At 62.2% G+C, this 17,698-nt stretch carries 19 protein-coding genes; 7 read left to right on the forward strand and 12 right to left on the reverse strand.

Features of this window, described 5'->3' with window-relative positions:
• The first annotated feature begins 134 nt into the window (after positions 1 to 134).
• Positions 135 to 2,135, forward strand: a complete 2,001-nt coding sequence (locus NKH41_RS08490; protein WP_352614276.1) for a protein-L-isoaspartate(D-aspartate) O-methyltransferase — start codon at positions 135 to 137, stop codon at positions 2,133 to 2,135.
• 48 nt (positions 2,136 to 2,183) lie between these two features.
• Entirely contained in the window at positions 2,184 to 2,429 is a 246-nt protein-coding gene (locus tag NKH41_RS08495) for a hypothetical protein (protein ID WP_023720508.1), read from the forward strand.
• A gap of 117 nt (positions 2,430 to 2,546) precedes the next feature.
• Here the strand turns inward: NKH41_RS08495 and NKH41_RS08500 are convergent, their stop codons facing one another.
• The 4 genes from NKH41_RS08500 to NKH41_RS08515 all read right to left on the reverse strand — a co-directional run bounded on the left by NKH41_RS08500 (position 2,547) and on the right by NKH41_RS08515 (position 7,970).
• A complete protein-coding gene (locus NKH41_RS08500) occupies positions 2,547 to 3,038 on the reverse strand; it encodes a DUF1772 domain-containing protein (protein ID WP_352686099.1) in 492 nt (163 codons plus the stop codon).
• Between the two features lie 102 nt (positions 3,039 to 3,140).
• A complete protein-coding gene (locus NKH41_RS08505; protein ID WP_352473050.1) occupies positions 3,141 to 4,679 on the reverse strand; it encodes a SpoVR family protein in 1,539 nt (512 codons plus the stop codon).
• Complete coding sequence (locus NKH41_RS08510) at positions 4,679 to 6,001, reverse strand: YeaH/YhbH family protein (RefSeq protein ID WP_352771089.1); 1,323 nt, start codon at positions 5,999 to 6,001, stop codon at positions 4,679 to 4,681. Before NKH41_RS08510 ends, NKH41_RS08505 begins: the two co-directional genes overlap by 1 nt.
• Positions 6,002 to 6,020: 19 nt before the next feature.
• Positions 6,021 to 7,970, reverse strand: a complete 1,950-nt coding sequence (locus NKH41_RS08515) for a PrkA family serine protein kinase (RefSeq protein WP_352449545.1) — start codon at positions 7,968 to 7,970, stop codon at positions 6,021 to 6,023.
• Between the two features lie 270 nt (positions 7,971 to 8,240).
• Between NKH41_RS08515 and NKH41_RS08520 the strand changes: the two genes are divergently transcribed.
• Positions 8,241 to 8,402 (forward strand): hypothetical protein, encoded by a 162-nt coding sequence (locus NKH41_RS08520; RefSeq protein ID WP_292655465.1) that lies wholly within the window; start codon positions 8,241 to 8,243, stop codon positions 8,400 to 8,402.
• 16 nt (positions 8,403 to 8,418) lie between these two features.
• Here NKH41_RS08520 and ocd read toward each other — a convergent pair whose 3' ends face one another.
• Together ocd and rocF are read right to left on the reverse strand one after the other, a co-directional pair.
• Positions 8,419 to 9,486 carry an ornithine cyclodeaminase gene (ocd, locus tag NKH41_RS08525; protein WP_352771090.1) on the reverse strand — a complete coding sequence of 356 codons (1,068 nt, stop codon included), beginning with the start codon at positions 9,484 to 9,486 and terminating at the stop codon, positions 8,419 to 8,421.
• A 3-nt stretch (positions 9,487 to 9,489) separates the two neighbouring features.
• Complete coding sequence (gene rocF, locus NKH41_RS08530) at positions 9,490 to 10,410, reverse strand: arginase (protein WP_352473047.1); 921 nt, start codon at positions 10,408 to 10,410, stop codon at positions 9,490 to 9,492.
• Between the two features lie 130 nt (positions 10,411 to 10,540).
• Between rocF and NKH41_RS08535 the strand changes: the two genes are divergently transcribed.
• Positions 10,541 to 10,978 carry an Lrp/AsnC family transcriptional regulator gene (locus NKH41_RS08535; protein WP_352449541.1) on the forward strand — a complete coding sequence of 146 codons (438 nt, stop codon included), beginning with the start codon at positions 10,541 to 10,543 and terminating at the stop codon, positions 10,976 to 10,978.
• 197 nt (positions 10,979 to 11,175) lie between these two features.
• Positions 11,176 to 11,499: a hypothetical protein gene (locus tag NKH41_RS08540; protein WP_352539878.1), complete on the forward strand. Its 324-nt coding sequence runs from the start codon at positions 11,176 to 11,178 to the stop codon at positions 11,497 to 11,499.
• A gap of 39 nt (positions 11,500 to 11,538) precedes the next feature.
• Here NKH41_RS08540 and NKH41_RS08545 read toward each other — a convergent pair whose 3' ends face one another.
• From NKH41_RS08545 to NKH41_RS08555, 3 genes are all read right to left on the reverse strand, one after another.
• On the reverse strand, positions 11,539 to 11,754 hold the full coding sequence (locus tag NKH41_RS08545; RefSeq protein WP_352473044.1) for a hypothetical protein: 216 nt from the start codon (positions 11,752 to 11,754) through the stop codon (positions 11,539 to 11,541).
• A 17-nt stretch (positions 11,755 to 11,771) separates the two neighbouring features.
• Positions 11,772 to 12,143: a SpoIIAA family protein gene (locus NKH41_RS08550; RefSeq protein WP_352615141.1), complete on the reverse strand. Its 372-nt coding sequence runs from the start codon at positions 12,141 to 12,143 to the stop codon at positions 11,772 to 11,774.
• 99 nt (positions 12,144 to 12,242) lie between these two features.
• Positions 12,243 to 13,436, reverse strand: a complete 1,194-nt coding sequence (locus NKH41_RS08555) for a DUF3182 family protein (protein WP_352920106.1) — start codon at positions 13,434 to 13,436, stop codon at positions 12,243 to 12,245.
• A 393-nt stretch (positions 13,437 to 13,829) separates the two neighbouring features.
• On the opposite strand from NKH41_RS08555, the gene NKH41_RS08560 reads away from it, so the two are divergent.
• Together NKH41_RS08560 and NKH41_RS08565 are read left to right on the forward strand one after the other, a co-directional pair.
• Positions 13,830 to 14,297 (forward strand): YbhB/YbcL family Raf kinase inhibitor-like protein, encoded by a 468-nt coding sequence (locus tag NKH41_RS08560; protein ID WP_352771094.1) that lies wholly within the window; start codon positions 13,830 to 13,832, stop codon positions 14,295 to 14,297.
• 46 nt (positions 14,298 to 14,343) lie between these two features.
• Positions 14,344 to 14,541, forward strand: a complete 198-nt coding sequence (locus NKH41_RS08565) for a hypothetical protein (RefSeq protein ID WP_352615135.1) — start codon at positions 14,344 to 14,346, stop codon at positions 14,539 to 14,541.
• A 78-nt stretch (positions 14,542 to 14,619) separates the two neighbouring features.
• On the opposite strand, the gene cyoD is transcribed toward NKH41_RS08565, so the two are convergent.
• The 3 genes from cyoD to cyoB are packed head-to-tail and all read right to left on the reverse strand — an operon-like array spanning position 14,620 to position 17,698.
• Positions 14,620 to 15,048, reverse strand: a complete 429-nt coding sequence (gene cyoD, locus NKH41_RS08570) for a cytochrome o ubiquinol oxidase subunit IV (protein ID WP_352769325.1) — start codon at positions 15,046 to 15,048, stop codon at positions 14,620 to 14,622.
• A complete protein-coding gene (cyoC, locus tag NKH41_RS08575) occupies positions 15,045 to 15,695 on the reverse strand; it encodes a cytochrome o ubiquinol oxidase subunit III (protein ID WP_352771096.1) in 651 nt (216 codons plus the stop codon). Before cyoC ends, cyoD begins: the two co-directional genes overlap by 4 nt.
• On the reverse strand, positions 15,692 to 17,698 hold the full coding sequence (cyoB, locus tag NKH41_RS08580) for a cytochrome o ubiquinol oxidase subunit I (RefSeq protein ID WP_352746732.1): 2,007 nt from the start codon (positions 17,696 to 17,698) through the stop codon (positions 15,692 to 15,694). The genes cyoC and cyoB overlap by 4 nt, the downstream gene beginning before the upstream one ends.

A 17,698-nucleotide genomic window follows, 5' to 3' on the forward strand; every position in this document is an offset into this window, starting at 1 on the left:
CTTGCCAACGGTTAGGAAGATGCACCGCATTGCTTGAATCCAAGGGGACCGCCGAGGCCCTGAGATATGAGCCGGCCGAAGTGCCGTTGAGCAGGTTGGGCGATTGCAGCGGAAGCCCTAGGAGGAGCAGAAAGATGCTCGATCTCTCCCATGCCCGCAACCAAATGGTCGATATCCACCTGAGCCGCCGTGGCATTCGCGACCGCAATGTCCTTCTAGCGATGCGCGAGGTCCCGCGCGAGGCTTTCGTCGAGCCTGGTTTCGAAGAATTCGCCTATGAGGACGGGCCGCTGCCGATCGCCGAAGGTCAGACGATATCGCAGCCCTATATCGTTGCGTTCATGATCGAAATGGCGGAGGTCGGAGCCGGTGACCACGTCCTCGAGGTCGGCACCGGATCAGGCTATGCGGCTGCCGTGATGAGCCGTATCGTCGAACGCGTCTACACGATCGAGCGCCACGCCGCGTTAGCTGAAACGGCGAGGCAACGGTTCAAGAAGCTCGGCTACGATAATATCGAAGTCCGCACCGGCGACGGCACCAAGGGCTGGCCAGAGGCGGCACCCTTCGATGCGATCCTGGTTGCGGCCGCCGGACCCGGCGCACCTCTCGCTCTGCAGGAACAGCTCGACGTCGCCGGCCGGCTTGTCATCCCGGTCGGCGACGAATTCGACTCGCAGCGTCTGCTCAAGGTCACCCGGACCGGCGCAGCAACTTACACCGAGGAGGATTTCGGCGGCGTGCGGTTTGTTCCGCTGATCGGCGAGCAAGGCTGGGGCGAGCCAGGCAGCGACAGCCAGATAGCGGCCGAGCTTCCGCACCGGCATCAGCGCAGGAGCAGCCTGCCGCAGATGATCGCGGCCGCCGCCGAGCCGCTTCCGGATTTCGACGATCCGGCCTTCGGTGCGCTGTTCGACCGGTTTGCCGACCGCCGCGTCGTCTTGCTCGGCGAAGCCAGCCACGGCACGTCGGAGTTCTACCGCGCGCGCGCCGCGATCACTCGCAGGCTGATCGAGAAGCATGGCTTCACCATCGTCGCGGTCGAGGCCGACTGGCCCGATGCCGCGGCGATCGACCGTTATGTCCGCCATCGGCCGCGGCGGCCGGGCGCCGCGCCGCCGTTCCAGCGCTTTCCCACCTGGATGTGGCGCAACACCGACGTCGCGGCGTTCGTCGACTGGATGCGAGTGCGTAATGAGCGGATCAGCAAATCCTCCCGGCGGGCCGGATTCTATGGCCTGGACATCTACAATATGGGCGGATCGATTGCGGCGGTCCTGCAATATCTCGACCGGGTCGATCCGCAGGCGGCGAGGATCGCGCGCGAACGCTATGGCTGCCTGACGCCGTGGCAGAACGACCCGGCCACCTATGGCCGTGTCGCACTCACCTCCGGTTACCAGAAATGCGAGAAGGCCGTGCTCGAGCAATGCCGGGAACTGCTTTCCAGAGAGCTCGACTATGCGCAGCAGGACGGTATCGATTTCCTCGACGCCACCCAGAACGCCCGCCTGGTCGCCTCCGCCGAGCGTTATTACCGCACCATGTATTATGGCGGCGCGCAATCCTGGAACCTGCGCGACACCCACATGTTCGAAACGCTGGAGCACCTGCTGCAGGCCCGCGGCCCGAATGCCAAGGCGGTGGTGTGGGCACATAATTCCCATATCGGCGATGCCCGCTATACCGAAATGGGGATCGTCAGGGACGAACTGAATATCGGCCAGCTCTGCCGCCAGCGTTTTGGCGACGAGGTTGCCTTGATCGGGCTCAGTACGCATTCCGGGACGGTGGCCGCCGCCACCGACTGGGACGGCGACATGGAAGTGAAACCGGTTCGGCCTTCCCACAACGACAGCTATGAGCGGCTTTGCCACGACAGCGGCGTCTCGCCTTTCCTGCTCGATTTCGAGCGCGACGACACGCTGCGCGAACGGCTTCTGGAGCGCCGGCTGGAACGCTTTATCGGCGTCATCTACCGGCCCGAAACCGAGCTCCACAGCCATTATGCGGACGCCTCGCTCGCCCGCCAGTTCGATGCTTTCGTCTGGTTCGATGAAACCAGTGCCGTGACGCCGCTTGGGCCGGAACATGCGGGGACAGGCCTTCCCGAGACCTATCCTTTCGGGCTGTAGCGAATTTGGACCCTGGGAAAGCGGAAAATCAAAAGAAGGAGGTCACCGATGGCCGGAAAAAAGACTCATGAGCAGCAATTGCGCATCATCGAAGAGCGCGAGAACACGAAAAACGCCGGCAAGGATTTCGACGCGGAAGCGGATTTGAAAAAGACCAGGCAAGAGCGCGAGGCGTTCCGGCGCGGTGCCGAGCTCAGATCGGACCCGAAGGATATTGCCGATCCCGACGATCGCAACATCATCCGCGGCGAGCACCAGGAAAGCGCCCACAATAAGCATCGCGCCGACCGCTGAACGGCCGGATCGCTTGACGTTAAGACAATACGGCTCCGGCTCCGTTCCCTGATCTGACGGATGCAGCGTTCGTGGCCGCAAAATTGGCGGACGAGGGCGCCGTCTTGATCCCTGGGGCTATTCGGCAAAAAATGTCGCGGCGACAGCAATTGAGACGAGGCTCAGTATCGCCAGGCCTGCCCTAGCGACATGCGAAGCCTCCCAGACGTTGCGCAAATCTCTCCAGTCGCCGGTCTGCTTTCGAGAGAACATTGAAAAGAACGTCGCGGCGGATTTCGGCAGGGCAGTGTCTTGCACCCAGAAATTATTGACGGGGTGCGTGACCAACCAATAGGTCGCGTGCTCCGCCAGCAACGAGACAAACGCCGCCAAGGTCCACCAGAATCGGGCGCTTGGATAGGGCGTCAGGTAAAGCAGGACGGCGAGTGCAATGATGCCGCCGATCTCGGCGAACCCGCCGATCGTGAAGCCGGGATAGTAGATCGCCTGCACTGATCTGTAGGTGGCCTCCTTGAGGCGCAACTTGCCGGGCAATTCCAGAGCGTGCGCGAGCGAGAGCGCCATCGAGACGGCGACCAACAGAAGCGTGGCGATCGTCAATGCGCGCATGTTCCTGCTCCCGACCATGCCCTCGTGGTGCGCGCGTAGATAGGGTGGTTGGTGATCCGGTAAAGGCAACGACACCCGACTTCGCCGGCAAGTCCGGTTCGGTCATTCCCCGATCTGGCTGGTCGACCGTTCGTGGACTGTGGCGCCGGTCTGCGCGTCGACCGCGACCATGCTGACCTCGTAGCCCCAGAGCTTGCGGATATGCCGCAGTGTGGCGTCGCGGCTGCCGCCTTCCAGCACTATGCCGTCCTTGACCTTATGCTGCAGGCGCAGATGCCGGTCGCCGAGCAGGTCCACGTCCACCACCTGGATGTCCGGCCGGCTGGCGCCGATATCGTAGCTGTGGGCGAGTGCGGCGCGGATGCTCTCGTAGCCGCGCTCGTTGTGTATCGAGGCGACTTCGTAGTGCGGATCGTTGGCCGCATCGGCAAGCACAAAGAACCGCCATTTCCGGATCAGGGTAGGGCTCAGATACTGGCGGATGAAGGACTCGTCGCGATGGTTGGCCCAGGCGTCCAGCAGGGTCTGGCGCCAGTCGCCATTGCCGGCGATATCGGGAAACCAGTCGCGGTCCTCGGCGGTCGGCGCGGTCGAGATGCGCTGGATGTCCTGCATCATGTCGAGGCCCAGCGCGTAAGGGTTGATACCGGAAAAGCGCGGATCGTCGAAGCCCGGCTGGAAGATCACGTTCGAATGGTTGCGCAGGATCTCCAGCATGGCACCTTCGCCGATCAGGCCGCGGTCGAACAAAAGGTTCATCAGCGTGTAATGCACGAAGGTGGCGCAGCCCTCGTTCATCACCTGCGTTTGGCGCTGCGGATAGAAATACTGCGCGATGACGCGGACAATCCGGATGACCTCACGCTGCCAGGGTTCCAGGATCAGGCTGTTCTTCTCCAGGAAATAAAGCAGGTTTTCCTCGGGCAGCTTGAGCGATTTCTTGCGCTCCGCCATGATGTCCGTCTCGCGGGGCTTGGCGCCGTCCTTCGAAGGCGGCAGCGTGCGCCATAGGTCATTGTAGGAACGCTCCTCGTATTCCAGGCGCTCGCGAACGCCCTCGCGCTGCTTTTCCGACGACAGCTTCGGCGGCCGGTGATATCTGAACACGCCCTGCTCCATCAGCGCATGTGCGGCATCGAGGATCTCTTCCACCGCATCGACGCCATGCCGCTCCTCGCAGCGGGCAATGTAACCCTTGGCAAAGTCCAGATAGCTGAGGATGGCGCTGGCGTCCGTCCACTGCTGGAACAGATAATTGTTCTTGAAGAAATGGTTATGGCCGAGTGCCGCGTGCGCCGTCACCAGGGCCTGCAGGGCCATGGTGTTTTCTTCCATCAGATAGACGATGCAGGGATTGGAATTGATGACGAGTTCATAGGCGAGCCCCCGTCCGCCTTTGCGATAGAGCAATTCCTGGTAGAGGTAGTGCTTGCCGAACGACCAGTGCCGGTACATCAGCGGCATGCCGACCGAGGAATAGGCGTCGAGCATCTGTTCGGACGAGATTATCTCCATCTGTACCGGATAGACGTCGAGGTGGAGCTCTTCGGTGGCGATCGCCTCGATGGTCTCGTAGGCGCGCGACAGCGTCCTGAAATCCCAGTCGGAACCGGAAAACAACAACCCGGATCTGCTCGCCATCAGCCCCCTCTTTCACCGCTCTTTTGATAACCCGGCTGTCTGGCGAAGAGCTGGCGGAAAACCGGGTAGATGTCGGCCGCCGTGGCGATGCGGCTCATCTGGAAGTTCGACCACCTCAGCTTGACCGCACTGTAGGCACGCCACAGCGACGTGCCGTTGTCGGTGGCGCCGAAGATGTGGCTCTCGCGCTCGTCGAGGATCTCGACGTAGGCAAAATACTGGCAAAGCCGCATGATCTGTTCGTCGAGCAGGGTGATGCAGCGCTCCGAATCGGTGACGAAATTGTCGCCGTCCGAGGCCTGGGCGACATAGATGTTCCATTCGCGGCTGGGATAGCGCTGCTCGACGATGCGGTGCATCTCCTCGAGCGCCGTGGAAACCACCGTGCCGCCGCTCTGGGTGTTGTAGAAAAAGGTCTCCTCGTCCACCTCCTGCGCCTCGTGCGTGTGGCGGATGAAGACCACCTCGGTCCGGTCGTAGCGCCGTTTCAGGAACAGGTGCAGCAGCACGAAGAAGCGCTTGGCCAGATCCTTCTCGCGTTCGCCCATCGAGCCGGACACGTCCATCAGGCAGAACATCACCGCATTGGCATTCGGCACCGGCTGGGCGTCGAAGCGGTTGAAGCGGATGTCGACCGGGTCGACATAGGCGATTCGCTTGCGGCGGCGCTCCAGTCGCTCAAGCTCTTCCTGCAGCGCCACGATGCGCTGGCGCCTCTCGGCGTTCTGCGGCTTCGCCTCCAGCGACGTGATCTCCTCCGCGATTGCGTCGAGTTCCTCCTGCTTGGGGCGCCGGAGTGCTATGCGGCGGCCATGGCTGTTGCGCATCGTGCGCCCGACATTGATGTTGGTCGGCGAGCCGGTCGCGGCGAAGCCGGCCCGGCGCGGCTTGAAAGCGAGGATCTCCTTGAGGTTGAGCTTGACCATGTCCGGCAGTTCGAGGTCTTCGAAAAAGAGGTCGAGAACCTCTTCGCGCGACAGCACGAAACGGAAATCGTCCTCCGATTCGGTTCTTCCCGGGGCTGATCCCATGCCGCCGCCCTGGCCGGGCTTGGGCAGCCGGTCGCCTGGGGTGAAATGCTTGTTGCCGGGCAGGACGTGCTGGCGGCTGCCGCTGTTCCTGGCATCGTTGAAGCTCGGCTCGCCGGTACCCCGCGCCGGCATCGAAACGGCATGCTCGGCGTCCACGTCGGCGATCTTGCCGGCGCGGATCTGATCGCGGATGGTGCGCTTCAACTCTTCGCGCGCCCGCCGCAGGAAACGCTGCCGATTGCCGAGGCTTTTGTCCTTCGGGTTCAGTCGGCGATCAATGAAGATCGGCATATGTTACCCCGGGCTGGCTTCAACCCGCCTTGTTCACCCGCATGTACCAGTCCACCAGCCGGCGGACCTGGCGCTCGGTGTAGCCGCGCTGGATCATCCGCTGCACGAATTCGGTATGCCGCTTCTCCGTCACGCTGTCCTGCTTGGAGCCGAAGCTGATCACCGGCAGCAGGTCCTCGACCTGCCCGAACATCCGCTTCTCGATGACTTCGCGCAGCTTCTCATAGCTTGTCCATGACGGGTTGCGGCCATGGTTTCTGGCCCGCGCGCGCAGCGTGAACTTCACCACTTCGTTGCGGAAGTCCTTGGGATTGGCGATGCCGGCCGGCTTTTCGACCTGCGACAATTCGTTGTCCAAGACCTCGCGATTGAGGATCTGGCCGGTATCGGTATCCTTGTAGTCCTGATCCTCGATCCAGGCATCGGCGTAGGCGATATAGCGGTCGAACAGGTTCTGGCCGTATTCGCTGTAGGATTCCAGATAGGCCTTCTGGATCTCGTGGCCGATGAACTCGGCATAACGGGTGGCCAGCTCCGACTTTATGAAATCGAGATAGTCCGCCTCGGTCTCCTTCGGGAACTGCTCGCGCTTGATCGCCTCTTCAAGGATGTACATCAGATGCACCGGATCGGCCGCCACCTCTTCGGTGTCGTAATTGAAGGTCTGCGACAGGATCTTGAAGGCGAAGCGGGTGCTGACGCCGGTCATGCCTTCGTCGACGCCGGCGGCGTTTCGGTATTCCTGGACCGACTTCGCCTTGGGATCGGTTTCCTTGAGGTTCTCGCCGTCATAGACGCGCATCTTGGTGTAGAGCGGCGAATTGTCGTGTTCGGCCAGGCGGGTCGAGACGGTGAACCGGCTGAGGATATCGAGCACTTCCGGAGCGCAGGGGCTGTTAGCCAATTCGCTTTCGCGCAACAGCTTCTCGTAGATCTGCCGCTCTTCGGTGACGCGCAGGCAATACGGCACCTTGACCACCAGGATGCGGTCGAGGAACGCCTCGTTGTTCTTGTTGTTCTTGAACTGCAGCCATTCCGATTCGTTGGAATGGGCAACGATGATGCCCTGATAGGGGAAAGCGCCGAAATTCTCGGTGCCGTTGTAGCTGCCTTCCTGGGTGGCGGTCAGCAGCGGATGCAGCACCTTGATCGGCGCCTTGAACATCTCGACGAATTCGAGCAGCCCTTGCGTCGTCCGGTTCAGCCCGCCGCTATAGGAGTAGGCGTCCGGATCGGACTGGCTGAAGTTTTCCAGCTGCCTGATGTCGACCTTGCCGACCAGGGCCGAAACGTCCTGGTTGTTCTCGTCGCCCGGCTCGGTCTTGGCAATGCCGATCTGGCGCAGCCTGGACGGCATCAGCTTGACGACGCTGAATTTGGAGATGTCGCCGGACAATTCGTCGAGGCGCTTGGCCGCCCAGGGCGAGATCAGGCCGTTCAGCCGCCGTCGGGCGATGCCGTATTTGTCCTCCAAAAGGTCGCCCATGCGGTCGGGGTCGAACAGCCCGAGCGGCGATTCGAAGACCGGGCTGACCTGGCCGCCGACCTTCAGCGTATAGATCGGACGCTGCTCCATCAGCCTTTTCAGCTGCTCCGCAAGCGAGGACTTGCCGCCGCCGACCGGGCCAAGCAGATAGAGGATCTGCTTGCGTTCCTCGAGCCCTTGCGAGGCATAGCGGAAATAACCGGCGATACGCTCGATCGTATCCTCCATGCCGTAAAAGTCGGCGAAGGTTGGATAGATCTTGATCGTCCGGTTCGAAAAAATACGGCCGAGCCGCTCGTCCTTGCTGGTATCGACAAAGGTCGGCTCGCCGATCGCCTCGACCATCCGTTCGGGTGCCGAGGCGTACATCGACTTGTCCTCGCGGCAGGCAAGCAGATATTGCTGGAGGCTTATCTCCTCCTGAGCCGCATTCTTGTAAACCTCGGAAAACAGATCGAAGACGTCGGATTGATTCTCACGCATGGTATTCCTAGCCCCGGAGCCGGTGTGGCTGCACGTTTGTCTCTTGAACAACCAAATGTCAGAAAGCCCTTGTGGTTCCCTTCACTTCGCAGAGAGTGCATGTGATCGAAGGATAAGAGTCTAGATAAGGACATCCTGAGTGCAGACAAGGCGTGCAACGTCCTGACCGAGGCATAAAATCCTGAATTGCACCGCGCCCCGCTGACGACCCCTAAGGAGACGGAGGAACGGTTCGGGTCCTTCCCGGTTGTGAGGGAAAGGAGACGGTCGATGTCTGGGAATAGTTTGTGGTTGCTCGTTGTTGCAGGCGGTCCACTGCTGCTGGCAATCCTGATCGCCTACGCCCTACTCACGCAGCGCCGTCGCGGCCCGGCGGAGCGCAGGGAAAGCGAGCGCGCCACCGAGCGCCTGTATCAGGAAAAGAAGGACTGACCGACAGGATCGCAGCTCAGCTGCCGGCGGCCGCCAGCCCGGTCGCTTTTTCGGCGCGCAGCAGCATGCCAAACAGGTCACGCGGCTCATCGGGATCGGCCAGAAGGTCTAGTTCCTCGTAAAGGCCGGTCCGCTGAAGCTGATCGCGAACGTAACGCAACGCGGAAAAATCCTCGATCGCAAAGCCGACGGAATCAAACAATGTGATCTGTCGGGCGCCCGTCCGGCCTGCTGCCTTTCCTGTCATCACCTGCCACAATTCGGTGACCGGATGATCCGCATCGAGCTGCTGGCTCTCGCCTTCGATGCGCGTCTGCGGCGAATATTCGACGAAAATATCCGAGCGCAGCAGAATGTCGCGATGCAGCTCGGTCTTGCCCGGACAATCGCCGCCTACCGCATTGATGTGCACGCCGGATCCCACCATGTTGTCGGTCAGGATTGTTGCCGACCGCTTGTCGGCGGTAACCGTGGTGATGATCTCTGCACCCTCAACGGCCTCCTGCGCCGACGCGCAGAGCTTGATGTCGAAGCCCAGGCCGGCAAGATTCTTCATGCATTTGGTCGATGCCGACGGGTCGATATCGTAGAGGCGCAGCCTGTCGACGCCAAGCAGCGCCTTGAAGGCAATGGCCTGGAATTCCGATTGCGCGCCATTGCCGATGATCGCCATGCACCGGGCGGCCTCGGGAGCGAGGTATTTCGCGGCGACGGCCGAGCTGGCCGCCGTTCGCAGGGCGGTCAGGATGGTCATTTCCGAAAGCAGCATCGGATAGCCGTTGCCGACATCGGCAAGCACGCCGAAAGCGGTCACGGTCTGACGGCCGTCACGTGTGTTCTTCGGATGCCCGTTGACATATTTGAAGCCGTAAAGCTTCCCGTCGCTGGTCGGCATCAGCTCAATGACGCCGTCAATGCTGTGCGAGGCAACGCGCGGCGTCTTGTCGAACAGCTCCCAGCGCCTGAAATCCTCTTCGATATAGGCGGCAAGCTCGACCAGAAAGCGCTCGATGCCGATGGCAAGCACCAGCTTCATCATGCGGTCGACGCTGACGAAAGGAACGATGTTCAAATTGACCGTCATGGCTCAGAACCCCCTCGTCGGGCGATCCATTATCCGCCGGCCCATCAGGCTTGCGGTCAGGTCAACCAAAAGCGTGGCGGTGCGGCCGCGCTCGTCAAGAAAAGGGTTGAGCTCGACGAGGTCGAGACTGGTGACGAGGCCGCTGTCATGCAGCATTTCCATCGCCAGATGCGCCTCGCGGAAGGTGGCGCCGCCGGGAACGGTAGTGCCCACCGCCGGGGCGATCGACGGGTCGAGAAAATCGACATCGAGGCTGACATGGAGCATGCCATTGGCGGCGCTGACCCGTTCGAGAAAGGCGCGAAGCAGTTGCGCGATGCCGTGCTCGTCGATCGAACGCATGTCGTGGACCGTCACGCCGGCTCTGCGCAATGCATCCCGTTCCGCCAGGTCCACGCTGCGGATCCCCAGCGCGCATATGCAAGCCGGCTCCACCTGTGCTGCAAGCCGGGGGAAGTAGCCCTCGAAGCCGGGCTGCCCGCTGGCATAGGCCAGCGGCACGCCATGCAGATTGCCGCTGGTCGTCGTGTCGAGCGTATGAAAATCGGGGTGGGCGTCGAGCCACAGCACGAAGAGCGGCCGACCGGCATTCGCCGCGCGGCGGGCTATGCCGGCGAGCGTGCCGGCCGAAATGCTGTGGTCGCCGCCGAGAAAGATCGGCATCGCATCGGCGCTTGCGGCATAGGCAGTTTCGCTGATCGCTGCCGTCCAGGCGGCGATTTCCGGCAGCGCCTTCACCGCCGCGTTGCCGTGTACGACAGGGCGCATATCGGCAGGGACAATCGTTCCGAGGTCGGTCAGCGTATGGCCAAGCTCGGTCAGCGCGCCGGCCAGACCTGCCGTGCGAAGCGCGCTCGGCCCCATCTCGCAGCCCATGCGGCCGGAGCCGGCCTGGATCGGCGCCCCAACGATCGTGCAATGCATTCTCATAACCCACCAAATTACGATGCCCTTTAGTGAAGCCCGCATCGCTGGCAGAATGAACATGTCAAATTGGCAAATTTGTCGAAGTGCCTTACCATAGCGGCAGCATCTACTTCCGTTGTGAGCAAACATGGACCGTCTCGATGAGCAGATCATCACCTCTTTGCGGCACGACGCCCGGCGCAGCATTTCCGACCTTGCCGTTAGCCTGGGTGTCTCCCGGGCAACGGTAAGGTCCCGGATCGAGCGACTTGAAAGAGACGGCGTCATCGTCGGCTACACCGTCATTCTACGCGCCGACGCGGTCGATCAGCGGGTGCGTGGCATCATGATGATCGAGATCGAGGGCCATGCCGCCGATCGCGTCATCCGGGCGCTGGGCGGCTTCTCCGAGGTCTCGACCATCCACACCACCAATGGCCGGTGGGACCTGGTGATAGAACTCGGAACCCAGACGCTGAGCGAGTTCGATGCGGTGCTGAGACGTATCCGGCTGATTCCCGGAATTACCGGCAGCGAAACAAGCCTGCTCCTGGCAACGCCGCGCACCACCAAGGCGCGGCTGTGATCTTCGCCCTTGACCTCCAGCGGCAATGAAATCCCAAGCCAGGGAACCTTCAATTGCCGCCGCGGTTAGAGCAATTCCAGGAAAAGTGTGAAACGGTTTTCCGTTCGGAATTGCGTCAAAACAAGAGTGATCGGTTCAGCGTTTCCCCCGATGAACCGTTCTAGGCTCGGACAGCCCTTCTTCGAGGGAGAACAATCATGGCTCACGCCCAGCAGGAACTGGTCGAATTCGTTATCAGCAAAGCGTTCAATCCGGTCATGCGGGCCAAACCAGACGGAAAATCCGATGCCGAACGCAAGACGCTCGAGCACGTCCAGCAAGCCACGAAGACCGAGATCGAGCGCTATCGCCATTACGGCTCGGCCGAGGAGGTCGCGACCAATTTCAAGCGCGACCTGAGCTCAGATGCCGCCAAAAAGTTGCACGCCCAGCTGCGGCGCCTGCATCTGCCGACGATCGAGGATATTCGCGACGAATTTGAGGACAAAGCCCGCAAGCTTGGGGTCAAGGCCTCGTCGTAGATCCGCGACCGGTCCTCGGTGACGTCCGTCAGGCTGTCATCACAAACCGTCCTTGGTCGGAGGCCACCCTGACCGAACCGTCTCGGGGATGTTGTCCGACGTCAGATCGCCCCGATTGAGCTTTTCAATCGCTTCATCGGCTTCGCTTTCGTCGAGACCGGAAAGCGGCAACCCGCCGACCACGACGGCTTCGTCGCTCTCGCTGTCATAGACCTCCCAGAGGCCTTCCGGATCCTGTCGTTTGTCGAACGGCATGGCACTCCCCAACACCGCTATTGTACGCCTGCCACCCATTTCAGGGCCTGGGCTTTTTCGTCCTCCGGGAACACCCGCGCCTCGATTTGCGGAAACAGCGCGTCCGTCATTTCCGTGGCTGCCTTGATCCACTGCTTGTTGGAAATCACGGCGGCACGTTTGAAGCGGTGGACCTCGCCAAGTTTGCTCAGCCCATACTGCAGGTCGCGCCGCAAGGCGCCAGCCGTCATGTCCTCGAAATCGGCAAGATCGGTCAGGACGCCGATGTCCTTATGGTCGCTCAGTTTCGCTTCGATTGCCGGGATGACTTTGTCGTAGTCGTCCGCCGTCACGGTGCCGGTGACACGAAAGGCGGCGACATTCTGGGGAGCGGAAATCATCTCGATCATTTTTTCCTCCGGTCTCTGACTTGCTGCCTGCCCGAAACAAACTCGGGCCATTGGCGGATGTTCCCTGCCGGAGGCGTGCTTGGCTTCAACCTGACATGGTTAGAACGACGATCGGCCGGCCTCCCCGACCGGCGCTCGGATCGCCTGGGTGACGACGGTATAACGCGTGATTTGACCCTCCTCGGGGTCCTCCCCGTGGAAATGGATCGCTGCGTTCAGCGGCAGGTGGGCAGTGCTGCCAAACTGCTTGACGGCGGAGACATGCACGATCTGCACGTCGGGGTCGCGCTTCATGGCGTCCATCGCCGCAAGCTCGGCGCTGCTGCTGCCGCCGATCCGCCAGCTGGCTTCCAGCACTCCCGATCGCCAGATGCCCGAGGAATCGACACCTTGGCCGATGTCGTAGTTGCGCCGTGAGGCAAAGAATCCGGGATAGCCATCCATCGCGGCGTCGTAGATCCTCGCCTGCGCCACAGCCAAACTTAGCGCCGGAGAAAGCTGCAGCCCGTCCAGCGCCTCCCATCCGCCGCGCACGACGACCAGATCGGATCCGCCGTAAACGGGCTGTCCGGCATTGTCGGCCGTCATTCGCTGCACGCCGTAATAGGCGACCGATGTTCCATCGATCGCCGTTCTGCCAATGCTCAGCGTGACGATGTCGCGAAGCTCCGTTTCGAGAACAAGGCCGTATTCCCTCAGGTCGGAGGATGGATATCGTTCCAGCAGCCTTTCGATGTCGGCAACGGTCGCGGCGGTGTGCTGGTCGCGGCCCCGCGAAGCGCGCGGTGGCTTGAACCGGACCAGCCCTAGCTGCAGCAGACGTTCCGCTGCGCGCAGCGCGTCATCGCGTGAAAATGCGGTATAGCCGGGCAGTACGGCAGCGCCGACGGCTCTGCCGAAGCCGGCTGGCCATTCTTTTGGCCGTGCCGCCGACCCGTCCACCAGCTCGTGGGTTATGGCCTTGGTGGTTGCGAGGCGCCAGGGCACCACACCCCCGAAGAGGTCCTCCGGCCCGTTTATGCCCAGTTGGAGCGCATCGACGGCAAGCAGGCTGTCGTCCGGCACGAAATACAGTCGGCGACCGTCACCGCCGCCGTCACTCAGGCCCTCGCGGAAGGCAAAGCCCTTCAACGCCGCAATCGTGCGCGCAACGGCAGCGACGGTTTCCCGCTCGTGGGTATAGATTGTCTCGCCGCCCGGCACGGAGAATGCGACCACAACACCTTTCGCCCCGCTTGGTTGCTTACCGCTTAGCCCGGTCATGTCGCGCCCTTCGTCCATTGCCGAGCCCATTGCCGTTTCTGCGGCGATGCGTCCGAACCGAAAAACCCGCTTCCTCGGCGAATGTTCCGGCCAACGGCCGGCAATCCGGTTTGACTGCAGGGCAATCGCATTTGGATTCTTACGAAGATGGACCCCCACCCTAACCCTCCCCACAAGGGGGAGGGAACGCTGCCGCCCGCCCTTACTTCCCCTTTTGGCGCCGAAAGGCAGGCAATTTGCCGAGGTCAGCGCCAACGAAAGTCTCCCTCCCCCTTGTGGGGAGGGGCTAGGGGTGGGGGTACGTCGTAGAGCGAAAGCCTCGGCTTTCCATGTGCGATAGCCCTGGGTTTGACCGGGGCGGCGACCGGAACTCGGCGGCTCGTACCTGTTTATGAGGGAATCTCAGACAGGGAGATGGAGACCATGGCTTTCAGGCTCAAAAGCTCTGCCTTTGCCGATGGCGAAAAAATACCGCCGCGCTATTCCCGCGACGGCGGCAACGTCTCGCCACCATTGGAGTGGACGGACGCCCCGCAAGGAACCAAAAGCTTCGTCCTGGCCGTCGAGGACCCCGACGCCCCTTCAGGCACGTTCCGTCATTGGGCGGTCTACAACATCGACGCACAGCGCAACTTTCTTCCCGAAGGCACGACCGCCGGCGCCAAGACCGAGAGCCTCGGACACGGCGTCAACGATTTCGGCAATCCTCATTATGACGGCCCCCAGCCGCCGCCTGGGCATGGGCTCCACCATTACCATTTCCGGCTTCTTGCACTCGACGCCGAGACGCTTCATCTCGGCGAGAAGGCTGCCGTCGAAGACGTGCTGAAACAGGCCGAGCCGCACGTCGTGGGAGAGGCCGAGCTCGTCGGCACGTTCGAACGGGCTTGAGGACGCCACGCCACCCCGTCGCCTGGTTCGGCACAAACGGAGAAGCATGATGGACAACAAATCAAACCCTGTCGACCAACCCATATCCGGCAAGAAAGCCAGCGGCAGCGACAAGGCCGAGGCACCGAAGGAAGCAGGCGATCAGGCACGGAAAGCCCAGGAGTGGGGCGGCGGCTCAAAGGCCTCGAAAGGCGCGATATCGCCGCAGGATCGCAAAAATCAAAACTCCAGCCAGCGCAGCTGATACCGGTCCGTCATCCGGCAATGCGTCTGAAGCGGCGGGCAAGGCCGGGCTGGAGGCACTGCGCTGCGCCTCACATCGCTAGCGGTTCATGTTCATGGTCGCATTCATCGGCATCAAATTGTGGTCGAGATTGGCCATGATCCAGATCGAGCCGCCGATCACCAGAACTACGATCAGCACGCCGAAGGCAAGCGCCAGGGCGTTGTTGGTGTTGTCCGGTCCCGTCGTGATGTGCAGGAAGAAGACGAGATGGACGCCCATCTGGGCGATCGCCAGCACGACCAGCGCCACCGGAATGCCGGGTGCCCATATCAGGTTGGTTCCGGGCAACCAGAACGAGGCGATGGTCAGCAACGTTGCCAGCCCGAGGCCGATCACATAGCCGCGTAGCCCGGATCCGACCTCGGTGTCGCCGAGGTATTCGTCACCCGGCGCCGTATCGATGTCGTAGCGCTCCAGCCCATCGGTGTCGCGCCGTTGCGCGTGGCGATCGTCCGCATTGCTCATCGACTTGCTCCCAGGAGATAGACCACCGTGAACAGGGCGACCCAGATGATGTCGAGGGCGTGCCAGAACAGGCTGAAGCACATGAAACGCCGAAGAATATCGTCGCGGAATCCCTTGGCGAAGATCTGCGCCATCATCGTGAGCAGCCACAGCAGCCCCGCCGTCACGTGAAGGCCATGGCATCCCACCAGCGTGAAGAACGCCGACAGGAAAGCGCTGCGCGTCGGCCCGGCACCGGTGGCAACCATATGCGCGAACTCGCGCAACTCGAGCAGGATGAAGCTGGCGCCGAGCACGAAGGTGACAGTCATCGCGACATAGAACCAGGAGCTTCGCCGCGCTGTCACGGCAAGGCTGGCGAGACCGCAGGTAAAGCTCGACAACAGCAAAGCGGCCGTCTCGATCGCGACGTTGCGCAGGTCGAACAGCTCGGCCCCGCTCGGCCCGCCCGCCGTCTTGCCCGCCAGCACGGCATAGGCCGCGAAGAAGGCCGAGAACATCACGATGTCGCTCAGAAGGAAGATCCAGAAGCCGTAGCCCACGACGATCCGGATCGGTGCCGGGCCGCCGTCGCCGTGGCCGGGTGCATGGCCGTGCCCGCCATAGAGGCGGTAGGGGTCACGCTCTCGAACGTCGATCGCGGTCATGGCCTTGGCCCCGTGTAAGTGGCCAGCGCCTCGCGGCGCGCACTTCGGTTGGCGCGGTCGATCCGGGCGACTTCGGCGGCAGGAATGACGTATTCGGGGATGTCGCGCCACGCGAATACGACGAAGGTGGCCAAAGCACCGAGCGCACCGAGCGCCACCATCCACCAGATGTGCCAGATGAGGGCAAAACCCATCACGGTCGCAAAGAAGGCGCAGATGAACCCGGTGGGACTGTTGCGGGGCATCTCGATCGGCTCGTAGTCAGGCTCGTCGCGCAGCCGGTTTTGCTCGCGTGCCCGCTGCTTGATGCTCCAGTAGGGCTCTTCGCCCTCGACATGCGGAAGCGCGGCGAAGTTGAAGACCGGCGGCGGCGAGGGCGTGGCCCATTCCAGCGAGCGGCCGTCCCAGGGATCTCCGGTGGCGTCGCGAAGCGCCGCGCGCTGCCGGATGCTGACGACGAGCTGTACGATCTGCGCGACCACGCCGGCGGTGGTGATCAACATGCCGACGCCGGCAACCAGCACCCACGGATGCCATGCCGGCACGTCGAAATGCTGCATGCGGCGGGTCATGCCGAGCAGGCCGACAGCGTAGAGCGGTACGAAGGTGGCGTAGAACCCAATCAGCGTCAGCCAGAAGGCCAGCTTGCCCCAGCCCTCGTGCAGCCGGAAGCCGAATGCCTTGGGAAACCAGTAGGTATATCCCGCGAAGGCGCCGAACAGCACGCCGCCGATGATGACGTTGTGGAAATGCGCCACCAGGAACAGGCTGTTGTGGAGCAGGAAATCGGCCGGTGGCACCGCCAGCAACACACCCGTCATGCCGCCGATGACGAATGTCACCATAAAGCCCAGCGACCACAGCATTGGCGTCGCGAAGCGGATGCGGCCGCCATACATGGTGAACATCCAGTTATAGATCTTCACGCCGGTACCGACAGCGATGATGCTGGTGGCGATGCCGAACGCGGCGTTGACGTCGGCGCCGGCGCCCATCGTGAAGAAGTGGTGCAGCCACACCATGAAGGAGACGATGCAGATGAAGAGCGTCGCGGCCACCATCGAGCGGTAGCCGAACAGCGGCTTGCTGGAGAAGGTGGAGATGACCTCCGAGAAGATGCCGAACGCCGGCAGGACGAGGATGTAGACCTCGGGATGGCCCCAGGCCCAGATCAGGTTCACGAACATCAGCATGTTGCCGCCAGCTTCATTGGTGAAGAAATGAAAGCCGAAATAGCGGTCGAGCGTCAGCATCGCGAGCGTGGCGGTGAGGATCGGGAAGGCGGCGACGATGAGCAGGCTGGCGGCAAGTGAGGTCCAGCAGAACATCGACATCCTGAGGTAACTCATGCCGGGCGACCGCATCTTCAGGATCGTGGTGACGAAATTGATCCCGGTGAGCAGCGTTCCGACGCCCGCTATCTGCACGGCCCACAGATAATAGTCGACGCCGACGCCCGGCGAATAGGCGGTCTCGCTGAGCGGCGGATAGGGCAGCCATCCGGTACGCGCGAATTCACCGATCACCAGCGAGATGTTGACCAGCAGCGCACCGGTGGCGGTGAGCCAGAAGCTCACCGAGTTGAGCGTCGGAAAGGCAACGTCTCGGACGCCGAGCTGCAGCGGCACGACCAGGTTCATCAGGCCGATGACGAACGGCATCGCCCCGAAAAAGATCATGATTGTGCCGTGGGCGGAAAAGACCTGGTTGAAGTGGTCGGGCGGCAGATAGCCGGGCGCCTGGAAGGCGAGGGCCTGCTGCGACCGCATCATGACGGCGTCGCTGAAGCCGCGCAGCAGCATCAGCAGCGCCAGCAGCGTGTACATGACGCCAATCCGCTTGTGATCGACGCTGGTGATCCATTCGCGCCAGAGATAGGGGAAATGGCCGGCCAGGAAGACCCAGGCCAGCACGCCGAGGATTGCCAGGGCGACGACCGCCGAGGCGATCATCGGCAGAGGCTGATCGAACGGAATGACGTCCCAGCTCAATTTTCCGAGCAT

Source organism: Mesorhizobium sp. M1169 (assembly GCF_040318345.1).
GTDB lineage: Bacteria > Pseudomonadota > Alphaproteobacteria > Rhizobiales > Rhizobiaceae > Mesorhizobium.

Excerpts from the sequence above, each read along its gene's own strand:
- NKH41_RS08490 (WP_352614276.1), top strand. The coding sequence starts at position 135 with ATGCTCGATCTCTCCCATGCCCGCAACCAAATGGTCGATATCCACCTG.
- NKH41_RS08495 (WP_023720508.1), top strand. The coding sequence starts at position 2,184 with ATGGCCGGAAAAAAGACTCATGAGCAGCAATTGCGCATCATCGAAGAG.
- NKH41_RS08500 (WP_352686099.1), bottom strand. The coding sequence starts at position 3,038 with ATGCGCGCATTGACGATCGCCACGCTTCTGTTGGTCGCCGTCTCGATG.
- NKH41_RS08505 (WP_352473050.1), bottom strand. The coding sequence starts at position 4,679 with ATGGCGAGCAGATCCGGGTTGTTGTTTTCCGGTTCCGACTGGGATTTC.
- NKH41_RS08510 (WP_352771089.1), bottom strand. The coding sequence starts at position 6,001 with ATGCCGATCTTCATTGATCGCCGACTGAACCCGAAGGACAAAAGCCTC.
- NKH41_RS08515 (WP_352449545.1), bottom strand. The coding sequence starts at position 7,970 with ATGCGTGAGAATCAATCCGACGTCTTCGATCTGTTTTCCGAGGTTTAC.
- NKH41_RS08520 (WP_292655465.1), top strand. The coding sequence starts at position 8,241 with ATGTCTGGGAATAGTTTGTGGTTGCTCGTTGTTGCAGGCGGTCCACTG.
- ocd (WP_352771090.1), bottom strand. The coding sequence starts at position 9,486 with ATGACGGTCAATTTGAACATCGTTCCTTTCGTCAGCGTCGACCGCATG.
- rocF (WP_352473047.1), bottom strand. The coding sequence starts at position 10,410 with ATGCATTGCACGATCGTTGGGGCGCCGATCCAGGCCGGCTCCGGCCGC.
- NKH41_RS08535 (WP_352449541.1), top strand. The coding sequence starts at position 10,541 with ATGGACCGTCTCGATGAGCAGATCATCACCTCTTTGCGGCACGACGCC.
- NKH41_RS08540 (WP_352539878.1), top strand. The coding sequence starts at position 11,176 with ATGGCTCACGCCCAGCAGGAACTGGTCGAATTCGTTATCAGCAAAGCG.
- NKH41_RS08545 (WP_352473044.1), bottom strand. The coding sequence starts at position 11,754 with ATGCCGTTCGACAAACGACAGGATCCGGAAGGCCTCTGGGAGGTCTAT.
- NKH41_RS08550 (WP_352615141.1), bottom strand. The coding sequence starts at position 12,143 with ATGATCGAGATGATTTCCGCTCCCCAGAATGTCGCCGCCTTTCGTGTC.
- NKH41_RS08555 (WP_352920106.1), bottom strand. The coding sequence starts at position 13,436 with ATGGGCTCGGCAATGGACGAAGGGCGCGACATGACCGGGCTAAGCGGT.
- NKH41_RS08560 (WP_352771094.1), top strand. The coding sequence starts at position 13,830 with ATGGCTTTCAGGCTCAAAAGCTCTGCCTTTGCCGATGGCGAAAAAATA.
- NKH41_RS08565 (WP_352615135.1), top strand. The coding sequence starts at position 14,344 with ATGATGGACAACAAATCAAACCCTGTCGACCAACCCATATCCGGCAAG.
- cyoD (WP_352769325.1), bottom strand. The coding sequence starts at position 15,048 with ATGAGCAATGCGGACGATCGCCACGCGCAACGGCGCGACACCGATGGG.
- cyoC (WP_352771096.1), bottom strand. The coding sequence starts at position 15,695 with ATGACCGCGATCGACGTTCGAGAGCGTGACCCCTACCGCCTCTATGGC.
- cyoB (WP_352746732.1), bottom strand. The coding sequence starts at position 17,698 with ATGCTCGGAAAATTGAGCTGGGACGTCATTCCGTTCGATCAGCCTCTG.